At 70.7% G+C, this 23,327-nt stretch carries 15 protein-coding genes and 1 other RNA gene; 9 read left to right on the forward strand and 7 right to left on the reverse strand.

Annotated elements, in window-relative coordinates:
• Positions 1–347 precede the first annotated feature (347 nt).
• The 5 genes from ACQHII_RS29400 to ACQHII_RS29420 form a co-directional block, all read right to left on the reverse strand.
• Positions 348–2,609: a bifunctional glycosyltransferase/CDP-glycerol:glycerophosphate glycerophosphotransferase gene (locus tag ACQHII_RS29400; RefSeq protein ID WP_427922098.1), complete on the reverse strand. Its 2,262-nt coding sequence runs from the start codon at positions 2,607–2,609 to the stop codon at positions 348–350.
• Positions 2,610–2,763: 154 nt separating this feature from the next.
• A complete protein-coding gene (locus ACQHII_RS29405; protein ID WP_427922099.1) occupies positions 2,764–3,672 on the reverse strand; it encodes a carbohydrate ABC transporter permease in 909 nt (302 codons plus the stop codon).
• Complete coding sequence (locus tag ACQHII_RS29410; protein WP_427922100.1) at positions 3,669–5,009, reverse strand: carbohydrate ABC transporter permease; 1,341 nt, start codon at positions 5,007–5,009, stop codon at positions 3,669–3,671. The genes ACQHII_RS29405 and ACQHII_RS29410 overlap by 4 nt, the downstream gene beginning before the upstream one ends.
• Before the next feature lie 7 nt (positions 5,010–5,016).
• Positions 5,017–6,402 carry an ABC transporter substrate-binding protein gene (locus ACQHII_RS29415; RefSeq protein ID WP_427922101.1) on the reverse strand — a complete coding sequence of 462 codons (1,386 nt, stop codon included), beginning with the start codon at positions 6,400–6,402 and terminating at the stop codon, positions 5,017–5,019.
• 155 nt (positions 6,403–6,557) lie between these two features.
• Entirely contained in the window at positions 6,558–10,055 is a 3,498-nt protein-coding gene (locus ACQHII_RS29420) for an FHA domain-containing protein (protein WP_427922102.1), read from the reverse strand.
• A gap of 346 nt (positions 10,056–10,401) precedes the next feature.
• Here ACQHII_RS29420 and ACQHII_RS29425 point away from each other — a divergent pair, with 346 nt between their 5' ends.
• The 4 genes from ACQHII_RS29425 to ACQHII_RS29440 all read left to right on the forward strand — a co-directional run bounded on the left by ACQHII_RS29425 (position 10,402) and on the right by ACQHII_RS29440 (position 15,871).
• Entirely contained in the window at positions 10,402–12,117 is a 1,716-nt protein-coding gene (locus ACQHII_RS29425) for a serine/threonine-protein kinase (RefSeq protein ID WP_427922103.1), read from the forward strand.
• Between the two features lie 145 nt (positions 12,118–12,262).
• Positions 12,263–13,504 carry a serine/threonine-protein kinase gene (locus tag ACQHII_RS29430; protein ID WP_427922104.1) on the forward strand — a complete coding sequence of 414 codons (1,242 nt, stop codon included), beginning with the start codon at positions 12,263–12,265 and terminating at the stop codon, positions 13,502–13,504.
• Between the two features lie 331 nt (positions 13,505–13,835).
• Positions 13,836–14,942 carry a peptide chain release factor 2 gene (prfB, locus tag ACQHII_RS29435; protein ID WP_093627227.1) on the forward strand — a complete coding sequence of 369 codons (1,107 nt, stop codon included), beginning with the start codon at positions 13,836–13,838 and terminating at the stop codon, positions 14,940–14,942.
• A 323-nt stretch (positions 14,943–15,265) separates the two neighbouring features.
• The gene (locus ACQHII_RS29440; protein WP_427922105.1) at positions 15,266–15,871 is read left to right on the forward strand and encodes a hypothetical protein; all 606 of its coding nucleotides are present in this window, start codon (positions 15,266–15,268) and stop codon (positions 15,869–15,871) included.
• A 96-nt stretch (positions 15,872–15,967) separates the two neighbouring features.
• Here the strand turns inward: ACQHII_RS29440 and ACQHII_RS29445 are convergent, their stop codons facing one another.
• On the reverse strand, positions 15,968–16,159 hold the full coding sequence (locus tag ACQHII_RS29445) for a hypothetical protein (protein WP_403649190.1): 192 nt from the start codon (positions 16,157–16,159) through the stop codon (positions 15,968–15,970).
• A 261-nt stretch (positions 16,160–16,420) separates the two neighbouring features.
• Between ACQHII_RS29445 and ftsE the strand changes: the two genes are divergently transcribed.
• The 5 genes from ftsE (at position 16,421) to ssrA (ending at position 20,395) form a co-directional block, all read left to right on the forward strand.
• The gene (gene ftsE, locus ACQHII_RS29450) at positions 16,421–17,110 is read left to right on the forward strand and encodes a cell division ATP-binding protein FtsE (RefSeq protein WP_019065989.1); all 690 of its coding nucleotides are present in this window, start codon (positions 16,421–16,423) and stop codon (positions 17,108–17,110) included.
• Between the two features lie 55 nt (positions 17,111–17,165).
• Positions 17,166–18,083 (forward strand): permease-like cell division protein FtsX, encoded by a 918-nt coding sequence (gene ftsX / locus ACQHII_RS29455; protein WP_019065988.1) that lies wholly within the window; start codon positions 17,166–17,168, stop codon positions 18,081–18,083.
• Between the two features lie 67 nt (positions 18,084–18,150).
• A complete protein-coding gene (locus ACQHII_RS29460) occupies positions 18,151–19,335 on the forward strand; it encodes a S41 family peptidase (RefSeq protein WP_427922106.1) in 1,185 nt (394 codons plus the stop codon).
• A gap of 46 nt (positions 19,336–19,381) precedes the next feature.
• Positions 19,382–19,924: an SsrA-binding protein SmpB gene (smpB, locus tag ACQHII_RS29465; protein WP_043259227.1), complete on the forward strand. Its 543-nt coding sequence runs from the start codon at positions 19,382–19,384 to the stop codon at positions 19,922–19,924.
• Between the two features lie 83 nt (positions 19,925–20,007).
• Positions 20,008–20,395: a transfer-messenger RNA gene (gene ssrA, locus ACQHII_RS29470) on the forward strand.
• A 53-nt stretch (positions 20,396–20,448) separates the two neighbouring features.
• Here the strand turns inward: ssrA and ACQHII_RS29475 are convergent.
• On the reverse strand, positions 20,449–23,319 hold the full coding sequence (locus ACQHII_RS29475; RefSeq protein WP_427922107.1) for a glycoside hydrolase family 3 C-terminal domain-containing protein: 2,871 nt from the start codon (positions 23,317–23,319) through the stop codon (positions 20,449–20,451).
• Positions 23,320–23,327 lie beyond the last annotated feature (8 nt).

Genomic DNA, 23,327 nt, shown 5'->3' on the forward strand with positions numbered 1-23,327 from the left:
CCGGGTCAGTGCGCGCGGCGGCCGGGGCGCCCGGTCGGACGCCAGGTCGACGGCCTGGTCGGGGTCGGGCGCGAGGGGCTAGGTCCTGTCGTCACATTCCCGTCGTCGCCCGGAGGGCGGCCTCGCGCCCGCTGCGGCAGCAGCTCGTGTCGCAGAAGGTGCGTGCTCTCGGCGTGCCGGGCGTGGACCCGCGTACTGGGCGTACGTGGGTCTGCGCCCGGTGCGGCGAGTGGGGGCACCTCCCACGCCCTCAAGGCAGTGGGGGAGCGTGCATGGCGTCGCGAGGCAGACAGGGATGTGACGACAGGACCTAAGGGCATGCGAACTCCCCTGTTCGGGAACGGCGTTCAGAGGCGGTCGGTGACGGGCCGGGGCGCCGTCGGCTGCGGCACGGTGGTGAGAGGGGAGTGCGGGCGGCTCGCGGCGGCCGAGGGGACCGGGTGGCGGTCGGCGAGCGGGACGACCGGCGGGAGGTCTCTCTCGCCCAACACCACGTGGCGTACGACCCGTTCGGCGGCGCGGCCGTCGTCGTAGGGGCAGAAGCGCTCGCGGAACGCGGTGCGCAGTTGCGCCGAGCGGGAGCCGCGCCAGTGGTCGGTCGCGAAGATGTCGATCAGTTCGTCCTCACTGCGCGCGACCGCGCCCGGCGGAAAGGCCCGCAGGTCGAAGTAGGTGCCGCGGGCCGCCTCGTAGGCCTCCCAGTCGTCGGCGTGGATGACGATCGGGCGGTCGAGGTTGGCGTAGTCGAACATCAGGGACGAGTAGTCGGTGACCAGCGCGTCCGAGGCCAGGCAGAGCGATTCGACGCTGGGGTGGTCGGTGACGTCGATGATGCGGCCGGACGCGGCCGTCGCGAGCGGGCCCTCGTGCCAGTAGTGGGCGCGGGCCAGCACCACGAAGCGCGGGCCGAGGCGGCGCAGGACGCGGTCGAGGTCCAGGTGGGCGCGCTGGACGCGGCGGTAGTCGCGGTGGGTCGGCGCGTAGAGGAGCGCGATGGCGTCCTGCGGGATGCCGAGCGACTCGCGCAGGCGGTGCACGTCGGCCGAAGTGGCCTGCTGGAACACGTCGTTGCGGGGATAGCCGTAGGCGAGCGTGGTGTAGCTGCCGGGGTAGACGCGCTCCCAGGTCAAGGTGGTGTGGCGGTTGGGGGACAGGACGTGGTCCCACTTGTCGACGCCCTTGAGGAGTTCGCCGAAGTCCATGTCCCGTGCGGCGGCCGGGCGTTCCTGGAGGTCGAGGCCCATGTGCTTGAGGGGGGTGCCGTGTTGGGTCTGGATCAGCACCTGGCCGGGGCGCTTGACCAGCCGGCGGTCGAAGTTGACGTTGTTCACCAGGTACTTGGAGCGGGCCAGCGCCGTCCAGTAAGCGACCGTGTTCGGGCGCAGCCTGCGGGTCGCGGCCGGGATCGTGTGGTGGTGCTCGGGGCGGGCGATCCACGCGGTGCGGATGTGCGGGGCGTGGGTGCGGAACGCGGTCTCCAGCGCGCCCGGGTTGCAGCTGTGGCCGCGCCCCCAGTAGGCGGCGAACACCGCGCGATCCCTTAGCGGGAGCCGGAGTTGGACCTTGTAGTGCAGCTGGAGGACTGCCGCCTTGAGGTTGCGCAGGAGCTTGGCGGTGAGCTTGACCGCCCGCCGTCGCCAGCTCATCGCCTTCTGCACGGCCCGGAACGTGCGGTGCACGCCGAAGTGCACGAAGGTGTGCCGCATCCGGGTGCGCACCGGGACCGAGGTGCCGGGGATGCGGTAACGGCGGTAGTGGGCACGGGCCTTGCGCAGGAACTCGGCGCGGGTGCCGCGCGGCAGCCGGTCCGGCTTGGTGAAGACCGTCGCGAGGTGGTCGACCATGCGGCGGAACAACACCGGCCGCCACTGGCCGAGTTCGGGGCGCGCGTCGACGAACGCGAAGACCCGGTCGTACTGGTCGAAGACGTCGAAGTGCTTACGGCTGGTGGTGCCGAGGATGTTGCCCTGGCGGCGCTGCCGGTAGTGCACGCAGACCCGGTCGAGGGTCGCGATCGTCTCCGCCGCCATCAGCACCGGGTAGGTCCACGGGGTGTCCTCGTAGTAGCCGGGCGGGAAGGCGAAGCCCTCGCGCTCGACGAACTCCCGCCGGTACGCCTTGTTCCAGGCGACCATGATGACCCGGAGGAGTCCCGGGCGGTCCTCCAGACGGAAGGGGGCCGGGCCCTGTTCGGTCAACTGGGCGGCGACCTTGTTGCGTTGGGCCTCACCGGACCAGTAGGTGCGGGCGTAGTCGAAGACGAGGACGTCGGGTTCGCCGGTCTCCTTGAGGCGGTCGGCGATCGAGCGCAGCGCGTCGGGCGTGAGCGTGTCGTCGCTGTCGAGGAACACGAGGTAGTCGCCGGTGGCCTGTTCCAGGCCCGCGTTGCGGGCGCGGCCGAGGCCCTGGTTCTCGGGCAGGTGGACGGCGCGTACGCGGGCGTCGCGGGCCGCGAACTCGTCGATGATCGCGCCGCAGGCGTCCGGCGAGCAGTCGTCGACCGCGATCAGCTCCAGATCGGGATACGACTGCGAGAGCACCGAGTCCAGGCATTCGTGCAGGTACGCCTGGACCTTGTACGCGGGGACAATGACACTGAACCTGGGCAAGGGACATCCATGGGTCGGTCGGCGCGGGCGTTCTGCCCGGGAACGGCCGATGGAGTGACTTGGTTACGCCCCGTACGGCATACGGGGGACGCACGGTGAACGCGAAGGGGCGGGCCGGTGACGGCCCACCCCTTGAACCATGTGCGGTTTATGGCTATTTGACCGCGCCCGCCATGACACCGGACACGAACTGCCGCTGGAACGCGAAGAACACGGCCAGCGGGATCACCATGGAGATGAACGCGCCGGGTGCCAGCACGTCGATGTTGTTGCCGAACTGGCGTACCTGGGTCTGGAGTGCGACCGTGATCGGCTGGGTGCTGGACTTGGTGAACACCAGCGCGACCAGCATGTCGTTCCACACCCACAGGAACTGGAAGATGCCCAGGCTCGCGATAGCGGGCCCGCCGAGCGGCATCACGACCCGTGCGAACAGCCGGAGTTCACCGGCTCCGTCGAGGCGGGCCGCCTCCAGCAACTCGCGCGGGATCTCCGCGAAGAAGTTCCGCAGCAGGAACACCGCGAACGGCAGCCCGTACCCCACATGGAACAGGATCACCCCGAAGATGGTCCCGAACAGGCCGATCTTTCCGAAGAGTTCGGCGATCGGGATCAGCGCGACCTGCACCGGAACGACCAACAGGCTGACCACGCCCAGGAACCACCAGTCGCGGCCGGGGAACTCCATCCACGCGAACGCGTAGCCCGCGAGCGCCCCGATCACCACGACGAGGACCGTGGCCGGGACGGTGATCAGGACGGTGTTCCACAGCGAACTGGTGATGTCGCTGTTCTCCAGCAGCGTCTTGTAGCTGTGGAAGGTGAGTTGGGAGGGCGTGCTGAAGACCTTCCACCAGCCGCTCGCGTTCATGTCCTCCGGGCTGCGCAGCGAGGACAGCAGCAGCCCGATCGTCGGCACCAGCCAGAACAGGCCGACGAGGATCAGAAACACCCGGACCAGCCCGCCGCTCGCCGCCGCCGCGAGCCGCCCGCCGAGCGACTCCCGTGCCTTGACGACCTCAACAGGCCCTGTCTTCCGCAGAGTTCCGGCATCAGTCGTCATCGCCGCACCTCCCGCCTCAGCCGGCGCACATTGAAGAGCATCACCGGAATCACCAGCAGGAGCAGGAACACCGAGATGGCGCTGGCGATCCCCGGCTGGCCCTCCGAGAAGCCCTTCCGGTACAGCTCCAGGGCGAGCACGTTGGCGTCGTCCTGCGAGGACCCCGGGGCGATGATGAAGACCAGGTCGAAGATCTTCAGCACATTGATCATCAGCGTGACGACGACGACCGCGAGCACGGGTGCGAGGAGCGGCACCGTGACCCGCCGGAAAACCTGCCACTCATTGGCACCGTCGACGCGAGCCGCCTCCAGCAACTCCCGTGGCACACCCGCGAGTCCGGCCGCGATCAGCACCATCGCGAACCCGGCCCACATCCACACGTACGACCCGATGATGGCCGGCGTGACCAGCGACGGGCCCAGCCACTCGACGCCGTTGTAGGGCGCCTTGAAGTTGCTTGCCGGGAGCCGGAGTTGAGCCCCGTCCGCGCTCGCGGGCAGTGTGAAGGTGCCGTCCCCCGCGGCCTTCGTCGAGGCGACCACCTTGCCGTCCTTGACCGCCTCGATCCGCATCCCGCCGTACCCGAGCTCCGACGGGTCGACCCCGCCGAGCTTGCCGACGCCCTTGCCGCGGGTGAAGTCCTGCCAGGTCGTGCCGGTGATCTTCCCCGGCTCGGGCTTCGCCGCCACGGCCTTCTTCGCGCTGTCGGGCATCTGGTCGGGGGCGACACCGACCAGCGGCAGCGCGACGGTCTGGCCGGTGCGGACCGTCGTACTGGTGATGAAGCCGCCCTTGTCCGCCTTGAGCGGGGACTCGCGGCCCGGGTGGGCGTTGGGGAACGCCGACGACGAGACGAACGTGTCGTGGATGCCGACCCAGACCGCGTTGGCGACGCCCTTGTGCGGGTCCTGGTCGTAGACGAGCCGGAAGATGATGCCGGCGGCGAGCATCGAGATCGCCATCGGCATGAAGACGACCAGCTTGAACGCCGTTCCCCAGCGCACCCGTTCGGTCAGCACCGCGAAGATCAGGCCGAGGGCGGTGGCGACCGTCGGCGCGAAGATCACCCAGATGATGTTGTTCTTCAGGGCGGTGCGGATGCCGTCGTCGGTGAACAGGGCCTTGTAGTTGTCGAATCCGGCGAATCCGTCGCCGGCCTGGTTGCCGAAGCTGCGGACCAGCGAGTACCCGATCGGGTAGACCACGAGCGCGCCGAGCAGCACCAGGGCGGGCAGCAGGAACAGCACCGCCACGGTCCTGCGGGTGCCGGTCACGCTCTTGCGACTGCGGGGAGGGACGGGGGCCCGGGGGGCCTCCGCCGCTGCCGATGCCATCGCCGGCTCAGCTCCCGCTCGCGTACGCCGCCGCCGCGTCCTTCTCCAACTGCGCCTGCGTGCCCGCGATGTCGGTCGGGTTCTTCAGGAAGTCCTGGAGGTCCTTCCACTCGCCCTTGCCCGGGGTCCCGCCGAAGGACTGCGGGGCCTGGTCGGACATGTCGAAGCGGAAGTCGTCACCGGCCGCGATCAGCGACTTGGCGATCGTCCGCTGCACCGCGTTCGGGTACGCCGAGTCCGGCACGTTCTTGTTCGGGGAGAGATAGCCGCCGAGCTTGGCCTGGATCGTGGCCGCGTCGGGCGAGGCCAGGAACGTGGCCAGTGCCTGGGCCGCCTTGGAGTCCTTCAGGATGACGGCCGCGTCGCCGCCGGAGACCACGGGTGCGGTGGTGCCCACCGTCGGGAACGGGAACACCTTGGCGTCGGTGCCCACCTTGGCCTTGGTCTCACCGATGTTGACCTGCACGAAGTCGCCCTCGTAGACCATCGCGGACTTCGGCTGGTCGCCGCCGGTGAAGGTCTGGGTCACGGACGCGGGGAACTCGGTCTGGAGCGCGCCGCTCTGACCGCCCGCGATGTACGCCTTCTTGCCCCAGATCTGTGCCAGCGTGGTCAGCGCCTCCTTCACGGAGGGGTCCGTCCACTTGATCTTGTGCTGGGCGAGTTCGTCGTACTTCTCCGGGCCCGCCTGCGACAGATAGACGTTCTCGAACCAGTCGGTGAGCGGCCAGCCGTCCGCGCCCGCGATCGAGAAGGGGGTGACCCCGGAGTCGTAGACCGTCTGCGCGGTCTTCAGCAGGTCCTGCCAGGTCTTGGGTTCCGTGGCGCCCGCGTTCTCGAAGACCTTGGCGTTGTACCAGATCAGCGACTTGTTGGCGGCCTTGTAGTAGACGCCGTACTGCTTGCCGCCGACCTTGCCGATGTCCTGCCAGCCCTGCGAGTAGTTCTTCTGCAACTCGGCGAGCGCCTCGGGGCCGAGGGGCTTGGCCCACTTCTTGTCGACGGCCTGTTTGATCGCGCCGGGCTGCGGGAGCATCGCGACGTCCGGCGGCTGGCCGCCCGCGATCTTCGAGCCGAGGAAGTTGATGATCGGGTCCTGCGCGGGCACGAAGGTGACCTTGGCGCCCGTGCGCTTCTCGAACTCCGCGAGGACCGTCTTGAAGTTCTTCTGCTCGGCACCCGTCCATACGGCGGCCACTTCGAGGCTCTGGCCGTTCAGCTTGGGGAGGGTCACCGTGCCGGTGCTCTCGGAGGGGGTGCTGGAATTGCCGCTGTCGCTCTTGTTGCCGCTGCCACCGCAGGCGGTGAGCGAGAGCGCCAGTGCTCCCGCGGCGACAACTGCCGCTGTGCGTACGGTGGTGCGTGTCCGGATGGTGCTGCTCGTGCTGCGCATCACTGCCCCGTTCTTCGTTCCTCGTCGAACGCTCGAACGCTTCCGTGCGCACTGGTCTACGCCCGGTACTTGAAGGCGGCAAGATGGCGTCAGCTGTCAAGACCGCGATCGTGATTGGGTCGTGACGTGGGGTTGTGTGGGCGACCTGTGAACGATCAGAGGAGGGAGGGGACCTCCGCCGCCGACACCGAACGCGTGGCCCGCTCCAGCGCGCTGGCCAGCAGGGCCAAGTCCGTCGGCCCATTGCCCAGTTCGCGGACCGGGCGGCGGGCCGGGGGGTCGCCCATGCGCTGCCACTCCAGCGGGACGACCGTGGGGCGGAGCGTCGCCGTGCGCGGGATACGGCCCGTCACCCGGCCGCCCTGGAAGGGCGTGCTCCGGCCGTCCGGGAGGGTCAACCGGCCGCGGCCGGGCGCCGGTTCGTCCGGGCCCTGTGTCGTCGGGTCGAGGGTGACGCGGAGCGTGGCGTGCCGGGCGGGTTCCGTCTCGGCCGTACGGGCGTCCAGCGCGGCGGCGGCCACCAGGTGCACGCCGAGCCGCTCGCCCTCGCGGGCCACCGCCTCCAGGGCGCGTATCACCGAACCGGCGGCGGGCCGGCCCGGAGAGCCCAACGGCGGCTTCACCAGGGCGTCCAGGTCGTCGACCACTACGACAAGCCGGGGCAACGGCGGTGCCGCCTCGGTCTGTTGACGGGCCGCCGCCGGGCGCAGCCGGATCGTCGAACTCGTCGGACTCTCCAGATCCCCGGCACCGGACGAGCCCCGCTGGGCGACGATCCGGCCCGACACCTCGTGCCGCGCGTGCCACTCGGCGAACCCGATCCGGCCCAGCAGCTCGGCCCGCCGCTTCAGCTCCGCGCTCAGGGACTGCGCGAACTCCCGCATGCGCACAGGGTCGTTGGCCGTCAGGTGCGTGGTGACATGCGGCACGTCCGTGCAGACCCGCAGGCCCTCGCCGTGACCGCCGCCCGCGCCGACACTGTCCCGGCCGTCGATCAGCACGATGCCCAGCCGGTCGGGCCGCTCGGCCGCCGCGAGCGAGGCGACCACCGCCCGAAGCGACTCCGTACGGCCGCTGCCCGGCGGGCCCTCGATCAGCAGATGCGGGCCCTCGGCGGCGAGGTCCGCGCTGACCGGCCCGCGCGGTCCGGCCCCGAGCACCGCCCAGGCCCGGCCGCCGAGCGCGTCCTTGTCGTCACCCGCGTCCGCCCAGCGCGCCAGCAGGGACGCCGGGGTGGCCCGCGCGAGACCCAACTCGTCCAGCAGCCGCGCCGATTGGGGCAACGGCGCCGACACGCGCGCGTGCCGCTCACCCGTCGCGCCGTCCGCCCGGAGCGGTGCCAGCGCCCGCGCGAACCGCTCGGCCCACGCGAGCGAGACGGCGTCCACGGCGGCCACGGTGCCTTCGCCGACGGGGCCCGCGGGAGTGGAGTCCTTCGAGCCGGGGCGTGCCTCCGCACCGGACTGCTGCGCCCCGTCGTGCGCGACCCGCAGCAGCCGCAGCGCCGTCGCCACGTCACCGCTGAGCAGCGCGACCGCGCCGCACTCCCGGAACGTCGGCGCCGCCGCGCACGCCGCCTCGTAGGTCTCCGTCACGGGTGACGTGGCCGAGGCCGCCTCCGTCTCGGCGAGGCACACGACGTGGATACCGGCCCGTGGCCCGTCATGGGCCAGCCGCGCCACCGCCTCGCGCACGTCGGCCCCACCGGGGTCACCGTCCACCACCAGCACGGTGTACGGCCCCGTGAACCCGTCCGCCGGGCCGTCACCGTCGTCGGTGCGGGCCCAGGAAGGGCGGTGCAAGGCCCCGCGCGCGGGGTCGGCAGCCTCGAACGAACGGGGCCTGGTGGCGCCGGAGTCCGGGTCGTCGAACGTGTGCGGGCCGGGGGCGCCGGGCCGGTCGTGATGGGCCTCGTCGGTGATCGAGTACGCGGTGGGGGCACCCGACCGTCCCTCCGCCGGACCGCGCTGCGCACCGATCCCCGGAGTACGGCGAGCGGAGCTCGGGGAGCTCCCGTAGGTGGCCCTCGGCCCGCCCCCGCCGTGCGTGTCCGTGGCGTGGTCCTCCAGGCGGCGCAGGAGTTCGTCGGTGCGGGCCGTGGCCTGTTCGCGGTCGTAGGCCAGCAGGAGGCGGCAGTCCTGGCCGTGCCCGGGGCGCAGATGCGGCAGCCAGCCGAGCCAGGACCACTCGGCGGTGCGCTCGGCCATCGAACGCGCCCGGTCCGTGCTGATCAGCACGATCTCCAGGGCGTCCGGCGAGTGCAGCGCGGCCAGTTGGGCCACCACCGCGCGGGCCAGGCCCGCCAGCCGTGTGCGCGGTCCGGCCAGGCCCAGGGCGCCGACCTCGCGGAGCCCTGAGGTCACCGGCACCGCGGGCAGCAGCGCCGAGCCGTCCGGTGTCGCCCGGTCGGCGGTGCCGAGCCGGACGGTGAGCGCCTCGGGGTGACCGGGGCCGCGCTCCCACAGCCGGGGTCCCGGCCCCAGGGCGGTGAGCAGCAGGGCGGCCGGGTCGGGCCAGATGTCCGGCTGCCGGTCGGGCACGGGCGGGGTCGGCGCGCTCCCGCCGGAGCCCTCGCCGTCGTAGGAATCGTCGGAATCGCCGTACGAGGGGTCGTACGACGACTCGGAGTCCTCGCCGGTCGACTCGCCGCGGCCGCCCGTCAGGCGGCGGGCCCACTTGCCGATGCCGCCGCGCCTGCGCACGCCCTGCGGCACCTCGGTGCCCCGCAGGGGGGTGCCCTTGCGGCCCTCGTCCTCGCCGGGTTCGTCGCGCGCGGGGACGCGGGAGGTCGTCGTCCGCGCGGAGAACGATTCCTCGGCGCCCTCGCCCTCGGGGGCCTCGCCGAGCGCCCCGAAGCGGCCGGCGTGGGTGTCCCCGCCGCCGGGGACCGCGCGGTGCTCGATGCTCGGGGCGGCGCCCTGGCCGGGCACCACGGGCGGCTGCGCGCGGGGGCCCGCGGGGGTGCCGGGGGACACGCGCACGTGGCCCTCGCCGTCCGGGGTCGTCCCGGCGCGCGCTCCCGGGCCGCCGGACGGGGTCAGCCGCAGGGCCGACTCGCCGATCCGCAGCAGCGCGCCCGGGGCGAAACGCACCGGGCGGGTGCCCACGCGCGTGCCCGCCAGCGTGGTGCCGTTCGTCGAGCCCAGGTCGGCGACCGAGACCCGGCCGCCGGGGTCGACGGTGATCGCGCAGTGCAGCCGGGAGACGTCCGGGTCGTCGAGCGGGACGTCCGCGTCGGCGGACCGGCCGATGTGGATCTGGCCGCCGTGCAGCAGGTGCACCCCGCCCGCGTCCGGGCCCGCGACCACATGGAGCTGGGTCGGGGCGTCGTCCAGCTCGGGGTGTGCCTCCGGCTCGGCGGGGGCGCCCAGGGACAGCACCGCGCCGTCCGTCAGCGGGGGCTCACCGAGCGTGCAGCGCTGGGTGTCCAGGCGCTCCACGCCCGCGTAGAGCACGATCGGGGCGCCGGACTCACGGCTCCGCTCGGGCGCGGCCGCGGCCGGGTCGGCGGAGACCGCCGAGGCCAGCGCGGAGGCCACCGCGGCCAGGGCCGTACCGGCGGGCGCGGTGACCAGCACGTCGCAGCTCGCGGAGCGGCCCCGCGGCTGCGCGGGCGGCCCCAGCGGGTCTACGACGGTCAGCCGGATCTGCATCGCCGTCAGCGGTCCCTTCTGCCCCGGGCGCGGAATATTCCCCCACCCCGCGCGAGCACATCGGCCAGTTCTGCACGCATCCTCGCACCTGCCACTGACAACGCGCCCGGGGCCCGGCACCAAGTGATCTTGATTGGTCAGCTCTGTCCCCAAAAGTGCCTGACCAGTGCCGCACCGGTGATCGAGTGAGACCGGTCATGTCCGGCTTCGGTGACCATTGGGGCAACCGGGAGACCAGGGTGAGCGTCTTTCCTTCGAACATGTACGGCGATGCTTACGTAGGTAGCCCCAAGAGGGGCGGCACTACAGTGGACCGGAACACAGGCAAGCAGCAGGGAGCGCAGACGTGCGGCCGGTAGGCAGCAAGTACCTCCTGGAGGAGCCGCTCGGACGCGGCGCCACGGGCACCGTCTGGCGGGCCCGCCAGCGCGAGACCGCGGGCGCCGAGGCGGCTGTCCAGGGTCAGCCCGGTGAGACCGTCGCGATCAAGGTCCTCAAGGAAGAACTCGCGAGCGATCCCGACATCGTGATGCGGTTCCTGCGCGAGCGGTCGGTGCTGCTGCGGCTGACCCACCCGAACATCGTCCGGGTCCGCGACCTGGTCGTCGAGGGCGACCTCCTGGCGCTCGTCATGGACATCATCGAGGGCCCCGACCTCCACCGGTACCTGCGCGAGAACGGCCCCTTCAGCCCCGTGGGCGCCGCCCTGCTCACCGCGCAGATCGCCGACGCGCTCGCCGCCAGCCACGCCGACGGCGTCGTGCACCGCGACCTCAAGCCCGCCAACGTCCTGCTCAAGCAGGACGGCGGCCAGATGCACCCGATGCTCACCGACTTCGGCATCGCCCGCCTCGCCGACTCCCCGGGCCTGACCCGCACCCACGAGTTCGTCGGCACGCCCGCGTACATCGCGCCGGAGTCCGCCGAGGGCCGCCCGCAGACCTCCGCCGTGGACATCTACGGCGCCGGCATCCTGATGTACGAGCTGGTCACCGGCCGCCCGCCGTTCTCCGGCGGCTCCGCCCTCGAAGTCCTGCACCAGCACCTCAGCGCCGAACCGCGCCGCCCCTCGACCGTCCCCGACCCGCTGTGGACGGTCATCGAGCGCTGCCTGCGCAAGAACCCGGACGAACGGCCCAGCGCCGAGAACCTCGCCCGCGGCCTGCGCACCGTCGCCGAGGGCATCGGCGTGCACGCCAACTCCGCGCAGATCGCCGCCGCCGAGAACGTCGCGATGCTGCTCGCCCCCGACCCCGCGCCCGCCGCCGTACCGGGCGTGCCCGGCGCGGCCGACCCCACGCAGGTCCTCTCGCACGGCGCGGGCGCCTTCGACCCGAACGCGGCCACCAGCGTCCTCCCGCACACCGGCGGCCCGCTGGGCGCCGCCGACCCGACCACCGTGCTGCCGAGCCGGGGCGCGGCCGACCCGACCACGGTCATGCCGCAGAACCCGTACGGCCAGCAGGGCGGGCAGGGCCAGCAGGGCGGGCAGGGGCAGCCCGGCGGCCCCGAGCAGCCGCACCCCTGGCAGAACCAGCTGCGCGCTGCCCGCGACCGCAACGAACAGACCCAGTTCCAGCCCTATCTGGACCCCGGCGAGGACCCGCTGCGCCGCCGCCCCCAGCGCCAGGTCTCCCGCCCCCAGCAGCCGCCGCAGCAGCCCCGCCAGGCCGCCCAGCAGCGCCCGCAGCAGCGGCCCTCGCAACGCCGGCAGCCCCAGCAACCGCAGCAGGGCTACGGCTATCCGCAGCAGCAACAGCCGCAGCAGTACGCCCCGCCGAGGCAGCCGCAGCAGCCCCAGCAGCGGCCTCAGGAACCGGCGCGCGAGCCCCGACAGCCGCGGCAGCGCAGCGCCAACCCGATGAAGATCCCCGGGCTCGGCTGCCTGAAGGGCTGTCTCTTCACGATCGTCCTGCTGTTCGTCGCGGGCTGGCTGGTCTGGGAGCTGACTCCGCTTCAGGACTGGATCGGCACGGGCAAGAGCTACTGGCAGGAGATCACCGGTGTCGTCGACAAGGTGAGCGGCTGGGTCAAGGATCTGAGTTCCGCCGGGGGCAACTGACCGTCGGCCGAGGGCCGTAAAGCCCCAAGTCCGGCGTTGTGTTGGTGATTTGTCGACACCCAGTGGGTGATTTCCGCCTCCGCGGTGAAGGTTGGCTCATCCGACGCGTAGTTTTAACGACAACACGCGTCTGGATGGAGCAGTCTTGGCACGGAAGATCGGCAGCCGGTACACCGCCAACCAGATCCTGGGGCGGGGCAGCGCCGGCACGGTGTGGCTCGGCGAGGGTCCCGAGGGGCCCGTCGCCGTCAAGCTGCTGCGCGAGGACCTCGCGTCCGACCAGGAGCTCGTCGGCCGCTTCGTGCAGGAGCGCACCGCCCTGCTCGGCCTGGAGCACCCGAACATCGTGTCCGTACGGGACCTGGTCGTCGACGGCAACGACCTCGCCCTCGTCATGGACCTGGTCAGGGGGACGGATCTGCGCACCCGCCTGGACCGGGAACGGCGCCTCGCCCCCGAAGCCGCGGTCGCGATCGTCGCCGACATCGCGGACGGGCTCGCGGCGGCCCACGCGGCAGGCGTCGTGCACCGGGACGTCAAGCCCGAGAACGTGCTCCTCGACATGCAGGGTCCGCTCGGTCCCGGCGGCGCGCACCCCGCCCTGCTGACCGACTTCGGGGTCGCCAAACTCATCGACTCCCCGCGCCGCACCCGCGCCACGAAGATCATCGGCACGCCCGACTATCTCGCCCCCGAGATCGTCGAGGGCCTGCCCCCGCGCGCGGCCGTCGACATCTACGCCCTGGCGACCGTGCTGTACGAACTCCTCGCCGGATTCACGCCGTTCGGCGGCGGCCACCCCGGTGCGGTGCTGCGGCGGCACGTCACCGAGACCGTCGTACCGCTGCCCGGGATTCCAGAGGAGCTGTGGGCGCTGCTCGTCCAGTGCCTGGCGAAGGCGCCGGCGTCGCGGTTGCGGGCCTCCGAGCTCGCGGCCCGGCTGCGGGAACAGCTGCCGCTGCTGGCCGGGATGCCTCCGCTGGACGTCGACGAGCCCGACACCGAGCAGGAGGACGCGGAGCCGGAGGAGGCGCCGGTGGCGGCGCCCGCGCGCGGTGAGCGGGTGCGGCGGGGGGCTGTGCCGCTGGTGCCGGGGGCCAAGCCGGCCGACTCCAACCGGGACACGCACACGTCGATGCGGGTGCCTGCGCCGGACGAGCTGGCGGGTGGTGCGCGCGGTACGGCTCGCGCCCCGCGTGCGGCGGGCGCCCCGCGGCCCGGCTCGGCCCGGCACCGGGCGGCCACCCGGCGTCGGCGGTTGACCCTCGGGGCGGCGGCGGTGGTGCTGGTCGCGGCGGTGGGGGTCGGTACGTGGGCGGCGACGTCGGGGGACGACTCGGGGGCGACGTCCCCGGACACGAAGAACTCGGCACCGGCTTCGCCGTAAGGGTTTTCGCCCCCGCCGCCCCTACCCGTCCCGCCCCTGGGGGCTGCCGCCCCCAGCCCCCCGCTTCGGCCTGAACGGCCTCGTCCTCAAACGCCGGACGGGCTGGGTGATGCGGGCCGGCGGTTGAGGGATCGGGTCGGACGGGCTGGGGGCGGCGCTCCTCTCTGTCGACCGAGTCGGACGGGCTTGTAGGCCGTCGCTTCTTGCGGGACCGAGTCGGGTGGTGGGTGGGCATAGGTCCGGGGGTCTGGGGGCGGAGCCCCCAGGGGTGCTCGCACCAGCCGCCGCAGGCACGGCGCACCCCGCTTGGTGGAGCCGTTACGCTGGAGGCGTGGCAGTCGTCGATGTTTCCGAAGAGCTCAAGTCCCTCTCCTCGACCATGGAGTCGATCGAGGCCGTCCTGGACCTGGACAAGCTGAGGGCAGATGTCGTCGTCCTTGAGGAGCAGGCGGCAGCGCCCTCCCTGTGGGACGACCCGGAGGCGGCGCAGAAGGTCACCAGCAAGCTGAGTCACCTCCAGGCCGAGATCCGCAAGACCGAGGCCCTGCGCGGCCGGATCGACGACCTCTCGGTCCTCTTCGAGATGGCCGAGGAGGAGGACGACCCGGACACCCTCGCCGAGGCGGAGAACGAGCTGGCCGCCGTCAAGAAGGCGCTGGACGAGATGGAGGTCCGGACTCTTCTCTCCGGCGAGTACGACTCCCGCGAGGCCGTCGTCACCATCCGCGCGGAGGCCGGCGGCGTCGACGCCTCGGACTTCGCCGAGAAGCTCCAGCGCATGTACCTGCGCTGGGCCGAGCGCCACGGCTACAAGACGGAGCTCTACGAGACGTCGTACGCCGAAGAGGCCGGCATCAAGTCGACGACCTTCGCCGTGCACGTCCCGTACGCCTACGGCACGCTCTCCGTCGAGCAGGGCACCCACCGGCTGGTCCGCATCTCGCCGTTCGACAACCAGGGGCGCCGTCAGACCTCCTTCGCGGGTGTCGAGATCCTGCCGGTCGTCGAGCAGACCGACCACATCGAGATCGACGAGTCCGAGCTCCGGGTGGACGTCTACCGGTCCTCCGGGCCCGGTGGTCAGGGCGTCAACACCACCGACTCCGCGGTCCGCCTCACCCACCTCCCCACCGGCATCGTCGTCTCCTGCCAGAACGAGCGCTCGCAGATCCAGAACAAGGCCAGCGCGATGAACGTGCTCCAGGCCAAGCTGCTGGAGCGGCGCCGCCAGGAGGAGCAGGCCCGGATGGACGCCCTCAAGGGCGACGGCGGCAACTCCTGGGGCAACCAGATGCGTTCGTACGTCCTGCACCCGTACCAGATGGTCAAGGACCTGCGCACGGAGTACGAGGTCGGCAACCCCGAGGCCGTGTTCAACGGCGAGATCGACGGCTTCCTGGAGGCCGGAATTCGCTGGCGCAAGCAGCAGGAGAAGTAACTCCCCGAGCCGCTTTCGAGTGACTTTGTCGACTTGGCAACTGCCGTCCACCGGGCGGCAGTCGCCTTTCGTGTATCCGGATGTCTGGGTTTTACATCACACTCACAGGTTCCATCCCCCAGCAAAGAACCCGTAGGTGGACATTGCGCTCGCAACGGCCTTGACGTTGCTGTGAAAAATGGGAAGGGTGAAGCGTGGCATGCGTGTCTCCGGGGCGCATGTGAACCGGGGGAGTCGAGCTTTCGCCAGCCGCTACCCCTGTCGATCACGGCCCCGGACACCGACGCACCACTGACGACGAGCTACATGGGGGTAGCAACCTAATGACGAAGAAGACGCGGATCCGTGTCGCGCGCATAGCGGCGGGCGCGATCATCGCCGCCGGCGCCTCGCTGACCGCCGCGGGTGCCGCCTCGGCGCTCGACCTGGGTGTGACGCTGAGCGCGACCACCGCCGACGACCCCGCGCCCGGCGACGGGACCGACACCCCGGCCCCGACCGACACCGCCCTCCCGACCGCGCCGAACTCCCCGACGGAGGAGCCGCCGACCTCGGAGCCCCCCACGCAGGAGCCGCCGACCTCGACGCCTCCCACCGACGAGCCGACCGAGCCCACGGACAACCCCACCGAGCCGACGGACGAGCCCACGACCGACAGCCCGTCGGACGGCAGCACCAGCGGCTCCGGCTCCACCGGTGGCAACAACACCGACCCCGACGGCGGCTCCTCCGCCCAGGAGGCCGGCACCTCCGCCCTCACCGACACCGGTTCCGACACCTCGGCCCAGGGCAGCGGTGACGAGCTCGCCGAGACCGGTGCCGGCCAGACCGCGTTCCTGCTGATCGGCGCCGCGACGATGATCGCCGGCGGCATCGCCTTCCGCGTCCTCCCGCGCCTCGGGACCGGTCGCAACGGCACGGCCGCCTGACGGTAGCCGTCCCTGCACGGACCGTACGCACGTCGTACGACGAAGGGCCCGGAGCCTGTCGCTCCGGGCCCTTCCCTGTGTCCTCGTCCAGACCGCCTACGCGGTCTGGTGCGCCACCAGCGCCAGCGCCGCGATCAGCACCGCGAGCAGGGCGATCAACGCCATGGGGTTGAGACCGCCCCACGGGTTCTCCTGCTGCAACCGCTCGCGGTTCGCGCGGCAGACGGGACAGCGGCCCTCGTTCACGGGCGCCGCGCAGTTCGCGCACACCAACCGGTCGTACGTCATGCGCTCGCCCTCCTTGCACCGGCTTCCACGAATCACAACGCCCCGGGACACGAGAACGTTCCCGAACGTTCCCCTCCACTGTGCCAGGTTCCGCGGGATTCGGCGCGGCTCGCCTTATCCTGCCCCGACCTTGTGCGTTCCAGCCCTTCAGATCCGCGACAAAACGTGCAAGCCTCGCACAACCCTGGAGGGCGACTGCGCGGGCACACCCAGGTCGCGTATGGTCACGCTCACCTACCCCCGGCTACCCGTGGTGCTCCCGTGATCCGATTCGACAGTGTCTCCAAGGTCTACCCCAAGCAGACCCGCCCCGCTCTCAGGGACGTCTCCCTGGAAGTGGAGAAGGGCGAGTTCGTGTTCCTCGTGGGGTCCTCCGGCTCCGGAAAGTCCACCTTCCTGAGGCTGGTCCTCCGCGAGGAGCGGTGCAGCCAGGGCCAGGTGCACGTGCTGGGCAAGGACCTCGCCCGCATCTCCAACTGGAAGGTGCCGCAGATGCGCCGCCAGCTGGGGACCGTCTTCCAGGACTTCCGTCTGCTGCCCAACAAGACGGTCGCCGAGAACGTGGCCTTCGCGCAGGAGGTCATCGGCAAGTCCAAGGGCGAGATCCGCAAGTCCGTGCCCCAGGTGCTCGACCTCGTCGGCCTCGGGGGCAAGGAGGACCGGCGCCCCGGCGAGCTCTCCGGTGGTGAGCAGCAGCGCGTGGCCATCGCGAGAGCCTTCGTGAACCGGCCCAAGCTCCTCATCGCGGACGAGCCCACCGGCAACCTCGACCCGCAGACCTCCGTCGGCATCATGAAGCTGCTCGACCGGATCAACCGGACGGGCACCACCGTGGTGATGGCGACGCACGACCAGAACATCGTGGACCAGATGCGCAAGCGCGTCATCGAGCTGGAGGGCGGCCGCCTCGTCCGTGACCAGGCGCGTGGCGTCTACGGCTACCAGCACTGACCGCCGTTCGACCGCCGTCTGATGTCCGTCCACGGAAAGGCCTGAAGAAGCCGCCATGCGCGCCCAGTTCGTACTGTCCGAGATCGGTGTCGGTCTCCGCCGCAACCTGACGATGACCTTCGCGGTCGTCGTCTCCGTAGCCCTGTCCCTAGCCCTCTTCGGCGGCTCGCTGCTGATGAGCGACCAGGTCACCACCATGAAGGGCTACTGGTACGACAAGGTCAACGTCTCGATCTTCCTCTGCAACAAGAGCGACGCCGAGTCCGACCCCAACTGCGCCAAGGGCGCGGTGACCGACGACCAGAAGGCGCAGATCAAGTCCGACCTCGACAAGATGTCGGTCGTCCAGAAGGTCACGTACGAGTCGCAGGACGAGGCGTACAAGCACTACAAGCAGCAGTTCGGCGACTCCCCGCTGGCCAGTTCGCTCACCCCGGACCAGATGCAGGAGTCGTACCGCATCAAGCTGAAGGACCCGCAGAAGTACCAGGTCATCGCGACCGCCTTCGACGGCCGGGACGGCGTCCAGTCGGTGCAGGACCAGAAGGGCATCCTGGACAACCTCTTCGGCCTGCTGAACGGCATGAACTGGGCCGCCCGCGCGGTCATGGCCCTCATGCTCGTCGTCGCCCTGATGCTGATCGTCAACACGGTGCGTGTCTCAGCGTTCAGCCGTCGCCGTGAGACCGGCATCATGCGGCTGGTCGGCGCGTCCGGCTTCTACATCCAGGCCCCGTTCATCATGGAGGCCGCCGTCGCCGGGCTCATCGGCGGCACGGTCGCCTGCGGATTCCTGGTGATCGGCCGGTACTTCATCATCGACCACGGCCTGGACCTGTCCCACAAGCTCAATCTGATCAACTTCATCGGCTGGGACGCCGTCCTCACCAAGCTCCCGCTCATCCTCGCGACGAGCCTCCTGATGCCCGCGCTGGCAGCGTTCTTCGCGCTGCGCAAGTACCTCAAGGTGTGACGCATGCCAAGAGGGCCGTACGGGCAACCGCCCGTGCGGCCCTTCCCGTTGTCCTAGACTCACCGCCATGTCAGGTCGTGAGCTGTGTAGTCAGCCCCGCCGCATCCGCCGCGGGGCAGCCCTGACATTGGTGTTCGCGAGCGTGCTCGTCGCCGGTGCGGCGACCGGCTCGTTCGAGGAACCCGGCCGCGCGGACCGCAAATCGGCGTCCGGTACGGCCCGTTCGGCGCCCGTCGCCAAGCACGAGGACGTCGCGAAGGCCGCCGCCGAGGCGAAGGCCGACGGCAAGTCGCCCATGGAGGCCGCCGAGCGCGCCGTCAGCCGCAGCGGGGACCGCTGGGGCGCCGTGTACTCCCAGGGGGAGTACGAGGAGTTCGAGGAGGCCCTCGACGGCCAGTACACCGGCGTCGGGCTCTGGGCCCGCCGGGAGCGCGACGGCCGGATCGAGGTGACCAAGGTGCAGTCCGGGTCGCCCGCGGCCACCGCAGGCGTCCGCAAGGGCGACCGGCTGCGCACCGTGGACGGCGAGAACGTCGACGGACAGCCCGTCACCGAGGTCGTGGCCTTACTGCGCGGTGACGCACAGGACGCCGCCGCCGGCACCACCGTCACCCTCGGCCTGGAGCGCGGCACGCACGCGTGGACCGAGACCGTACGGCGCGCCCGCCTCTCCACCGACTCCGTGACCGTCACCCGACCCACCGGCGAGGTCACCGTCATCAGGATCTCCGCCTTCACCAAGGGCGTCGGCGACATCGTCCGCACCGCCGTCCGCCAGGCCCCCGCCGACTCCGGGTTCATCCTCGACCTGCGCGGCAACTCCGGCGGCCTGGTCGCCGAGGCCGTCACCACCGCCTCCGCCTTCCTCGACGGCGGCCTCGTCGCCACGTACGACGTCGACGGCGAGCAGCAGGTCCTGCACGCGGCGACCGGCGGCGACACCACCAGACCGCTGGTCGCGCTCGTCGACGGCGGCACGATGAGCGCGGCCGAGATGCTCACCGGCGCCCTCCAGGACCGCGGCCGCGCGGTCGTCGTGGGCTCCAGGACCTTCGGCAAGGGCTCGGTCCAGATGCCGAGCCAACTCCCCGACGGCGTCGTCGCCGAACTCACCGTCGGCCACTACCGCACCCCCTCCGGCCACACCGTCGACGGCCGGGGCATCACCCCCGACCTCGATGTCACCGCGCAGGGACAGGCGGCCGTAGAACGCGCGGAGACCGTGCTGAGCGGCCTCGGGGACGCTTCGTAATCGCCTTTCCCTCATGCCCCCTGGTAGTGCGAAAATGGGCAGCACTATGAGCAAGGGAATGTACGTACCCAAGGAGTCCCAGCCCAAGCAGGGCGGCGGGGCCGCGAAGGCCAAGGACGGCAAGCGCAAGATCGTCGCGCAGAACAAGAAGGCCCGGCACGACTACGCGATCGTCGACACCTACGAGGCCGGGCTCGTCCTGACCGGCACCGAGGTCAAGTCGCTGCGCCAAGGGCGCGCCTCGCTGACGGACGGCTTCGTCCAGATCGACGGGGGTGAGGCGTGGCTGCACAACGCCCACATCCCCGAGTACAGCCAGGGCACCTGGACGAACCACACGGTCCGCCGCAAGCGCAAGCTGCTGCTGCACCGCGAGGAGATCGACAAGCTGGCGTCGAAGTCGGAGGAGACGGGTCACACGATCGTGCCCCTCGCCCTGTACTTCAAGGACGGCCGCGCGAAGGCCGAGATCGCGCTCGCGCGAGGCAAGAAGGAGTACGACAAGCGGCAGACCCTGCGCGAGAAGCAGGACCGCCGGGAGTCGGACCGCGCGATCGCCGCCGCGAAGCGGAAGCAGCGGGGCGAGTAGCCACGGGGAATACGGTGGCATCGGCGCGCGTTGGTCGCGTACGATGGCATCAGCACCGGGCAACCGGTTTGAAAAATCAACATGGGGATGATCGGTTTCGACAGCGGCTGTCGAAGCAGGTGAAGCGTGTCGAGGAAGCGGCAATGATCTCGTTAACCATATGTCGCAACCAATAATCGCCAATTCCAAGAGCGATTCCCAGTCCTTCGCCCTCGCTGCCTAATAACAGCGACTGAAGGACCCTAAAAGGGTGTCAGACCGGGGATGTTCCCGACCCGGACCCTGGCATAATCTAGGGAACTAAACCATCGGGCCCGGTCACGGGGTCCGGTGGGAAATCAAACAGTGACTGGGCCCGTCGGCGACTTGTTCGCGTGATTGCCGGGGCCGAGAAAATCACAGCGAACTGCACACGGAGAAGCCCTGATTCTGCACCGGTGGACGCGGGTTCGATTCCCGCCATCTCCACTCATCCCATGTGGGTAAAGCCCCTCACTGTTTCGGCAGCGAGGGGCTTTTTCCTGTCACCTCACAGTGAAGCTCGATATCCGCAACCCATTGGTGAGCACCAGATACACGTCCGTACGGCCCTTCGCCGCACCCGACAGCTCCGCGGTCACCGTCTCGTAGTCGTACGACGACGAAGTCGCCGCCGTGTGAACCGTCCCCACGAGCCTTCCCGTCGGGGAACCGAGCCGGACCTCGATCGTGCCGGTTGCCGTTCCCGCCACCCGGGCCGTGAACTTCGTCGCGCCCGCGCCCAGTTGGGTGTCCGCGAACTTCAGCCACGCGCCGTCCGCCGCCGCGCCCACCGCCGTGCCGCTCGCCTTGGACTCGTCGACGAGATGGACGGCGGAGTAGTCGTCGAAGTTCTCGGCACGGGTCGTCCGGGAGAGGTTCCGGGGCGGGATGGTCTCCCCGTGGACCTGCCAGGTCGTACGGCTGCGGATGTCGGCGGAGGACGCTCCGGCCATGACGTCGTACGTGCCGGATTCCACGACCCATTTCGAGCGGGTGACGTCCCAGTGGGCCAGTTCCTTCTGCTGGATCTTCAGGTGGACCGTCTTTGTCTCCCCGGGCTTGAGCGAGACCCGTTGGAAGGCCTTGAGCTGCTTCAGGGGCTCTTTGTCACGGGATGTGTGCTGGTGCGTGTAGAGCTGGACGACCTCGTCGCCCGCTCGGGTGCCGGTGTTGGTGACCGGGACCTCGTAGCCGCCGGCGAAGGGTTTCAGGGCGCCGTAGCGGAAGGTCGTGTACGAGAGGCCGTAGCCGAAGGGGTAGAGGGGAGTGCCCTGGAAGTACTGGTAGGTGCGGTCGGACTTGATGATGTCGTAGTCGAGGATCGACGGGAGGTCCGAGGACGACTGGTACCAGGTCTGGGTGAGGCGGCCGGAGGGGTTGACGTCGCCGTAGAGGACGTCGGCGAGGGCGTTGCCCGTCTCCTGGCCGGCGTGGGAGGTCCAGAGGAGGGCCGGGATCTCCTGCTGCACGGCGCCCAGAGTGGTGGGGTAGCTGTTCTCGACGATCACGACCGTCTTCGGGTTGGCCCGATGGACCGCCTTGACCAGGGCTTCTTGGGAGGGGGCCAGGGACAGGTCCGTGCGGTCGTGGGCCTCGCGGCCGTTGATCGACGGCATCGAGCCGATGACGACGACCGCCGTGTCCTTGCCCTTCACCGCGGCCACGGCGTCGTCGATGCCGTCGCGGACCACGTCCTTCGCGTAGTGCGCCGCCTGGTCCTTGGGTACCAGGCCCAGGGTGCCGTTGGCGTCGGTCGGGCCGAGGTAGACCGGGTTCGACCACCAGGACTCGGCGGTCTCGTAGCCCGCGTACCTCAGCAAGTACGTTCCGTCGTCCTGCTGTTCCAGCTTGAACTGCTGCTGGACGTACCAACCATTGGGCTGGGTCTGGTCGTTGACGAAGTTCGACCAGTTGTAGCCGACGTACCTGCCGTTGGCGGCCGAGCGCAGGGTGACGATGCCCGAGCCCCAGTCGAATGCGTCGAACTGGGCTGTGGCCGTGGGGGTGTTGGCGGTCTCCTGCAAGGGGGCGCCCGTGTCGCCGGTGCCGGCCGTGACGTACTTGCCGGTCGCCGTGTCGCGCAGCGCGATGCGGTCGACTCCCTCGCTGGTGGCCACGGGTGCTTTCAGTTTCGCGGCGATGCCCTGTGCGGGGGTGACGGCGTAGGGGAGTGTGCCCGAGTACCAGTCGGTGTAGAGCGTGTCGGCGAGGGGGCCGACCACCGCCACGTTTTTCTGTGTCGTTTTCAGCGGAAGTGACACACTATTTTTGAGCAGTACCGTCCCCTCGGCCGCCGCCTTGCGCGCCAGCTGTCGATGCGCCGGGCTGTCGATGACCGACGCGTCGATCGAGCCGTACTTGCCGCCGCCCGGGTCGAACTCACCGAGCCGCACGCGGACGGAGAGGATGTCCGACGCTGCCTTGTCGATGTCCGACACCTTCAACAGGCCTTGTTGCAGCGCCGAGTTGATCGCGGACGTCGTCGGGCCGGAGTCGGCGCTGTTGTCCGTGAAGCTGTCGACGCCCGCCTTGAGCGCCGCCGCGTCGCCCTCGGCGATCGTGGGGTAGTACTGCTGGGGCGTGACGAGATTGCCGGGGGCGAAGGCGTCGGTGACGTTCAGCAGGTCCTGCCCGGTCCACTTCCGTACGACGGCGTCCAGGTCCGGATCGACCGTGGCGGGGCGGCCGTTGACCAGGTTGTACGACGTCATCACGCCCGTCGCCGCGTCCGCCGCTATCGCCGGTTCGAAGGCGGCCTCGTCGTACTCCTTCTCCACCCGTGGGCGCAGGTCGGAGGAGGTGGTCGCGCGGTCGACCTCGTTGTTGTAGCCGAGGTAGTGCTTCAGGGTGGGGGCGGTCTTGAGGTGGTCCGGGTCGCCGCCGGTCAGGCCCTCGCCGTAGGCCGTGGCGAGGGCGCCGGTCAGTTCGGGGTCCTCGCTGTAGCCCTCCTCGTTGCGACCCCAGCGCGGGTCGCGCAACAGGTTCACCACCGGGGCCCAGAGGTTCAACCCCCAGCCGTCCGGCCGCTGTTGCTGGAAACCGCGGGCCTCGTCGCCGACCGCCGAGCCGACCTGTTCCATCAGCGCCGGGTCCCAGGTGGAGGCGAGTCCGATGGCCTGCGGGAAGACGGTGGCCTTGCCGAGCCAGGCGACGCCGTGCAGCGCCTCGGTGCCGGTGCGGAAGGACTGGATGCCGAGGCGCGGGATCGCGGGCTCGTACTGGTGGAGGAGGGAGATCTTCTCGTCGAGGGTCAGCCGGCCCAGGAGATCGTCGACGCGCGCGTTGACGGAGAGAGTCGGGTCGCGGAAGGGATACGGGGTGTCGGCCGTCGCCGGGACCGTCGCTCCCAGGCCGACGATCAGGGCGAACGCCACGGCGAGCG

The organism is Streptomyces sp. cg40 (genome assembly GCF_050320165.1).
GTDB classification, from domain to species: domain Bacteria; phylum Actinomycetota; class Actinomycetes; order Streptomycetales; family Streptomycetaceae; genus Streptomyces; species Streptomyces hokutonensis.

Excerpts from the sequence above, each read along its gene's own strand:
- ACQHII_RS29405 (WP_427922099.1), bottom strand. The coding sequence starts at position 3,672 with ATGACGACTGATGCCGGAACTCTGCGGAAGACAGGGCCTGTTGAGGTC.
- ACQHII_RS29410 (WP_427922100.1), bottom strand. The coding sequence starts at position 5,009 with ATGGCATCGGCAGCGGCGGAGGCCCCCCGGGCCCCCGTCCCTCCCCGC.
- ACQHII_RS29415 (WP_427922101.1), bottom strand. The coding sequence starts at position 6,402 with ATGCGCAGCACGAGCAGCACCATCCGGACACGCACCACCGTACGCACA.
- ACQHII_RS29420 (WP_427922102.1), bottom strand. The coding sequence starts at position 10,055 with ATGCAGATCCGGCTGACCGTCGTAGACCCGCTGGGGCCGCCCGCGCAG.
- ACQHII_RS29440 (WP_427922105.1), top strand. The coding sequence starts at position 15,266 with ATGACGAAGAAGACGCGGATCCGTGTCGCGCGCATAGCGGCGGGCGCG.
- ACQHII_RS29445 (WP_403649190.1), bottom strand. The coding sequence starts at position 16,159 with ATGACGTACGACCGGTTGGTGTGCGCGAACTGCGCGGCGCCCGTGAAC.
- ftsX (WP_019065988.1), top strand. The coding sequence starts at position 17,166 with ATGCGCGCCCAGTTCGTACTGTCCGAGATCGGTGTCGGTCTCCGCCGC.
- ACQHII_RS29460 (WP_427922106.1), top strand. The coding sequence starts at position 18,151 with ATGTCAGGTCGTGAGCTGTGTAGTCAGCCCCGCCGCATCCGCCGCGGG.
- smpB (WP_043259227.1), top strand. The coding sequence starts at position 19,382 with ATGAGCAAGGGAATGTACGTACCCAAGGAGTCCCAGCCCAAGCAGGGC.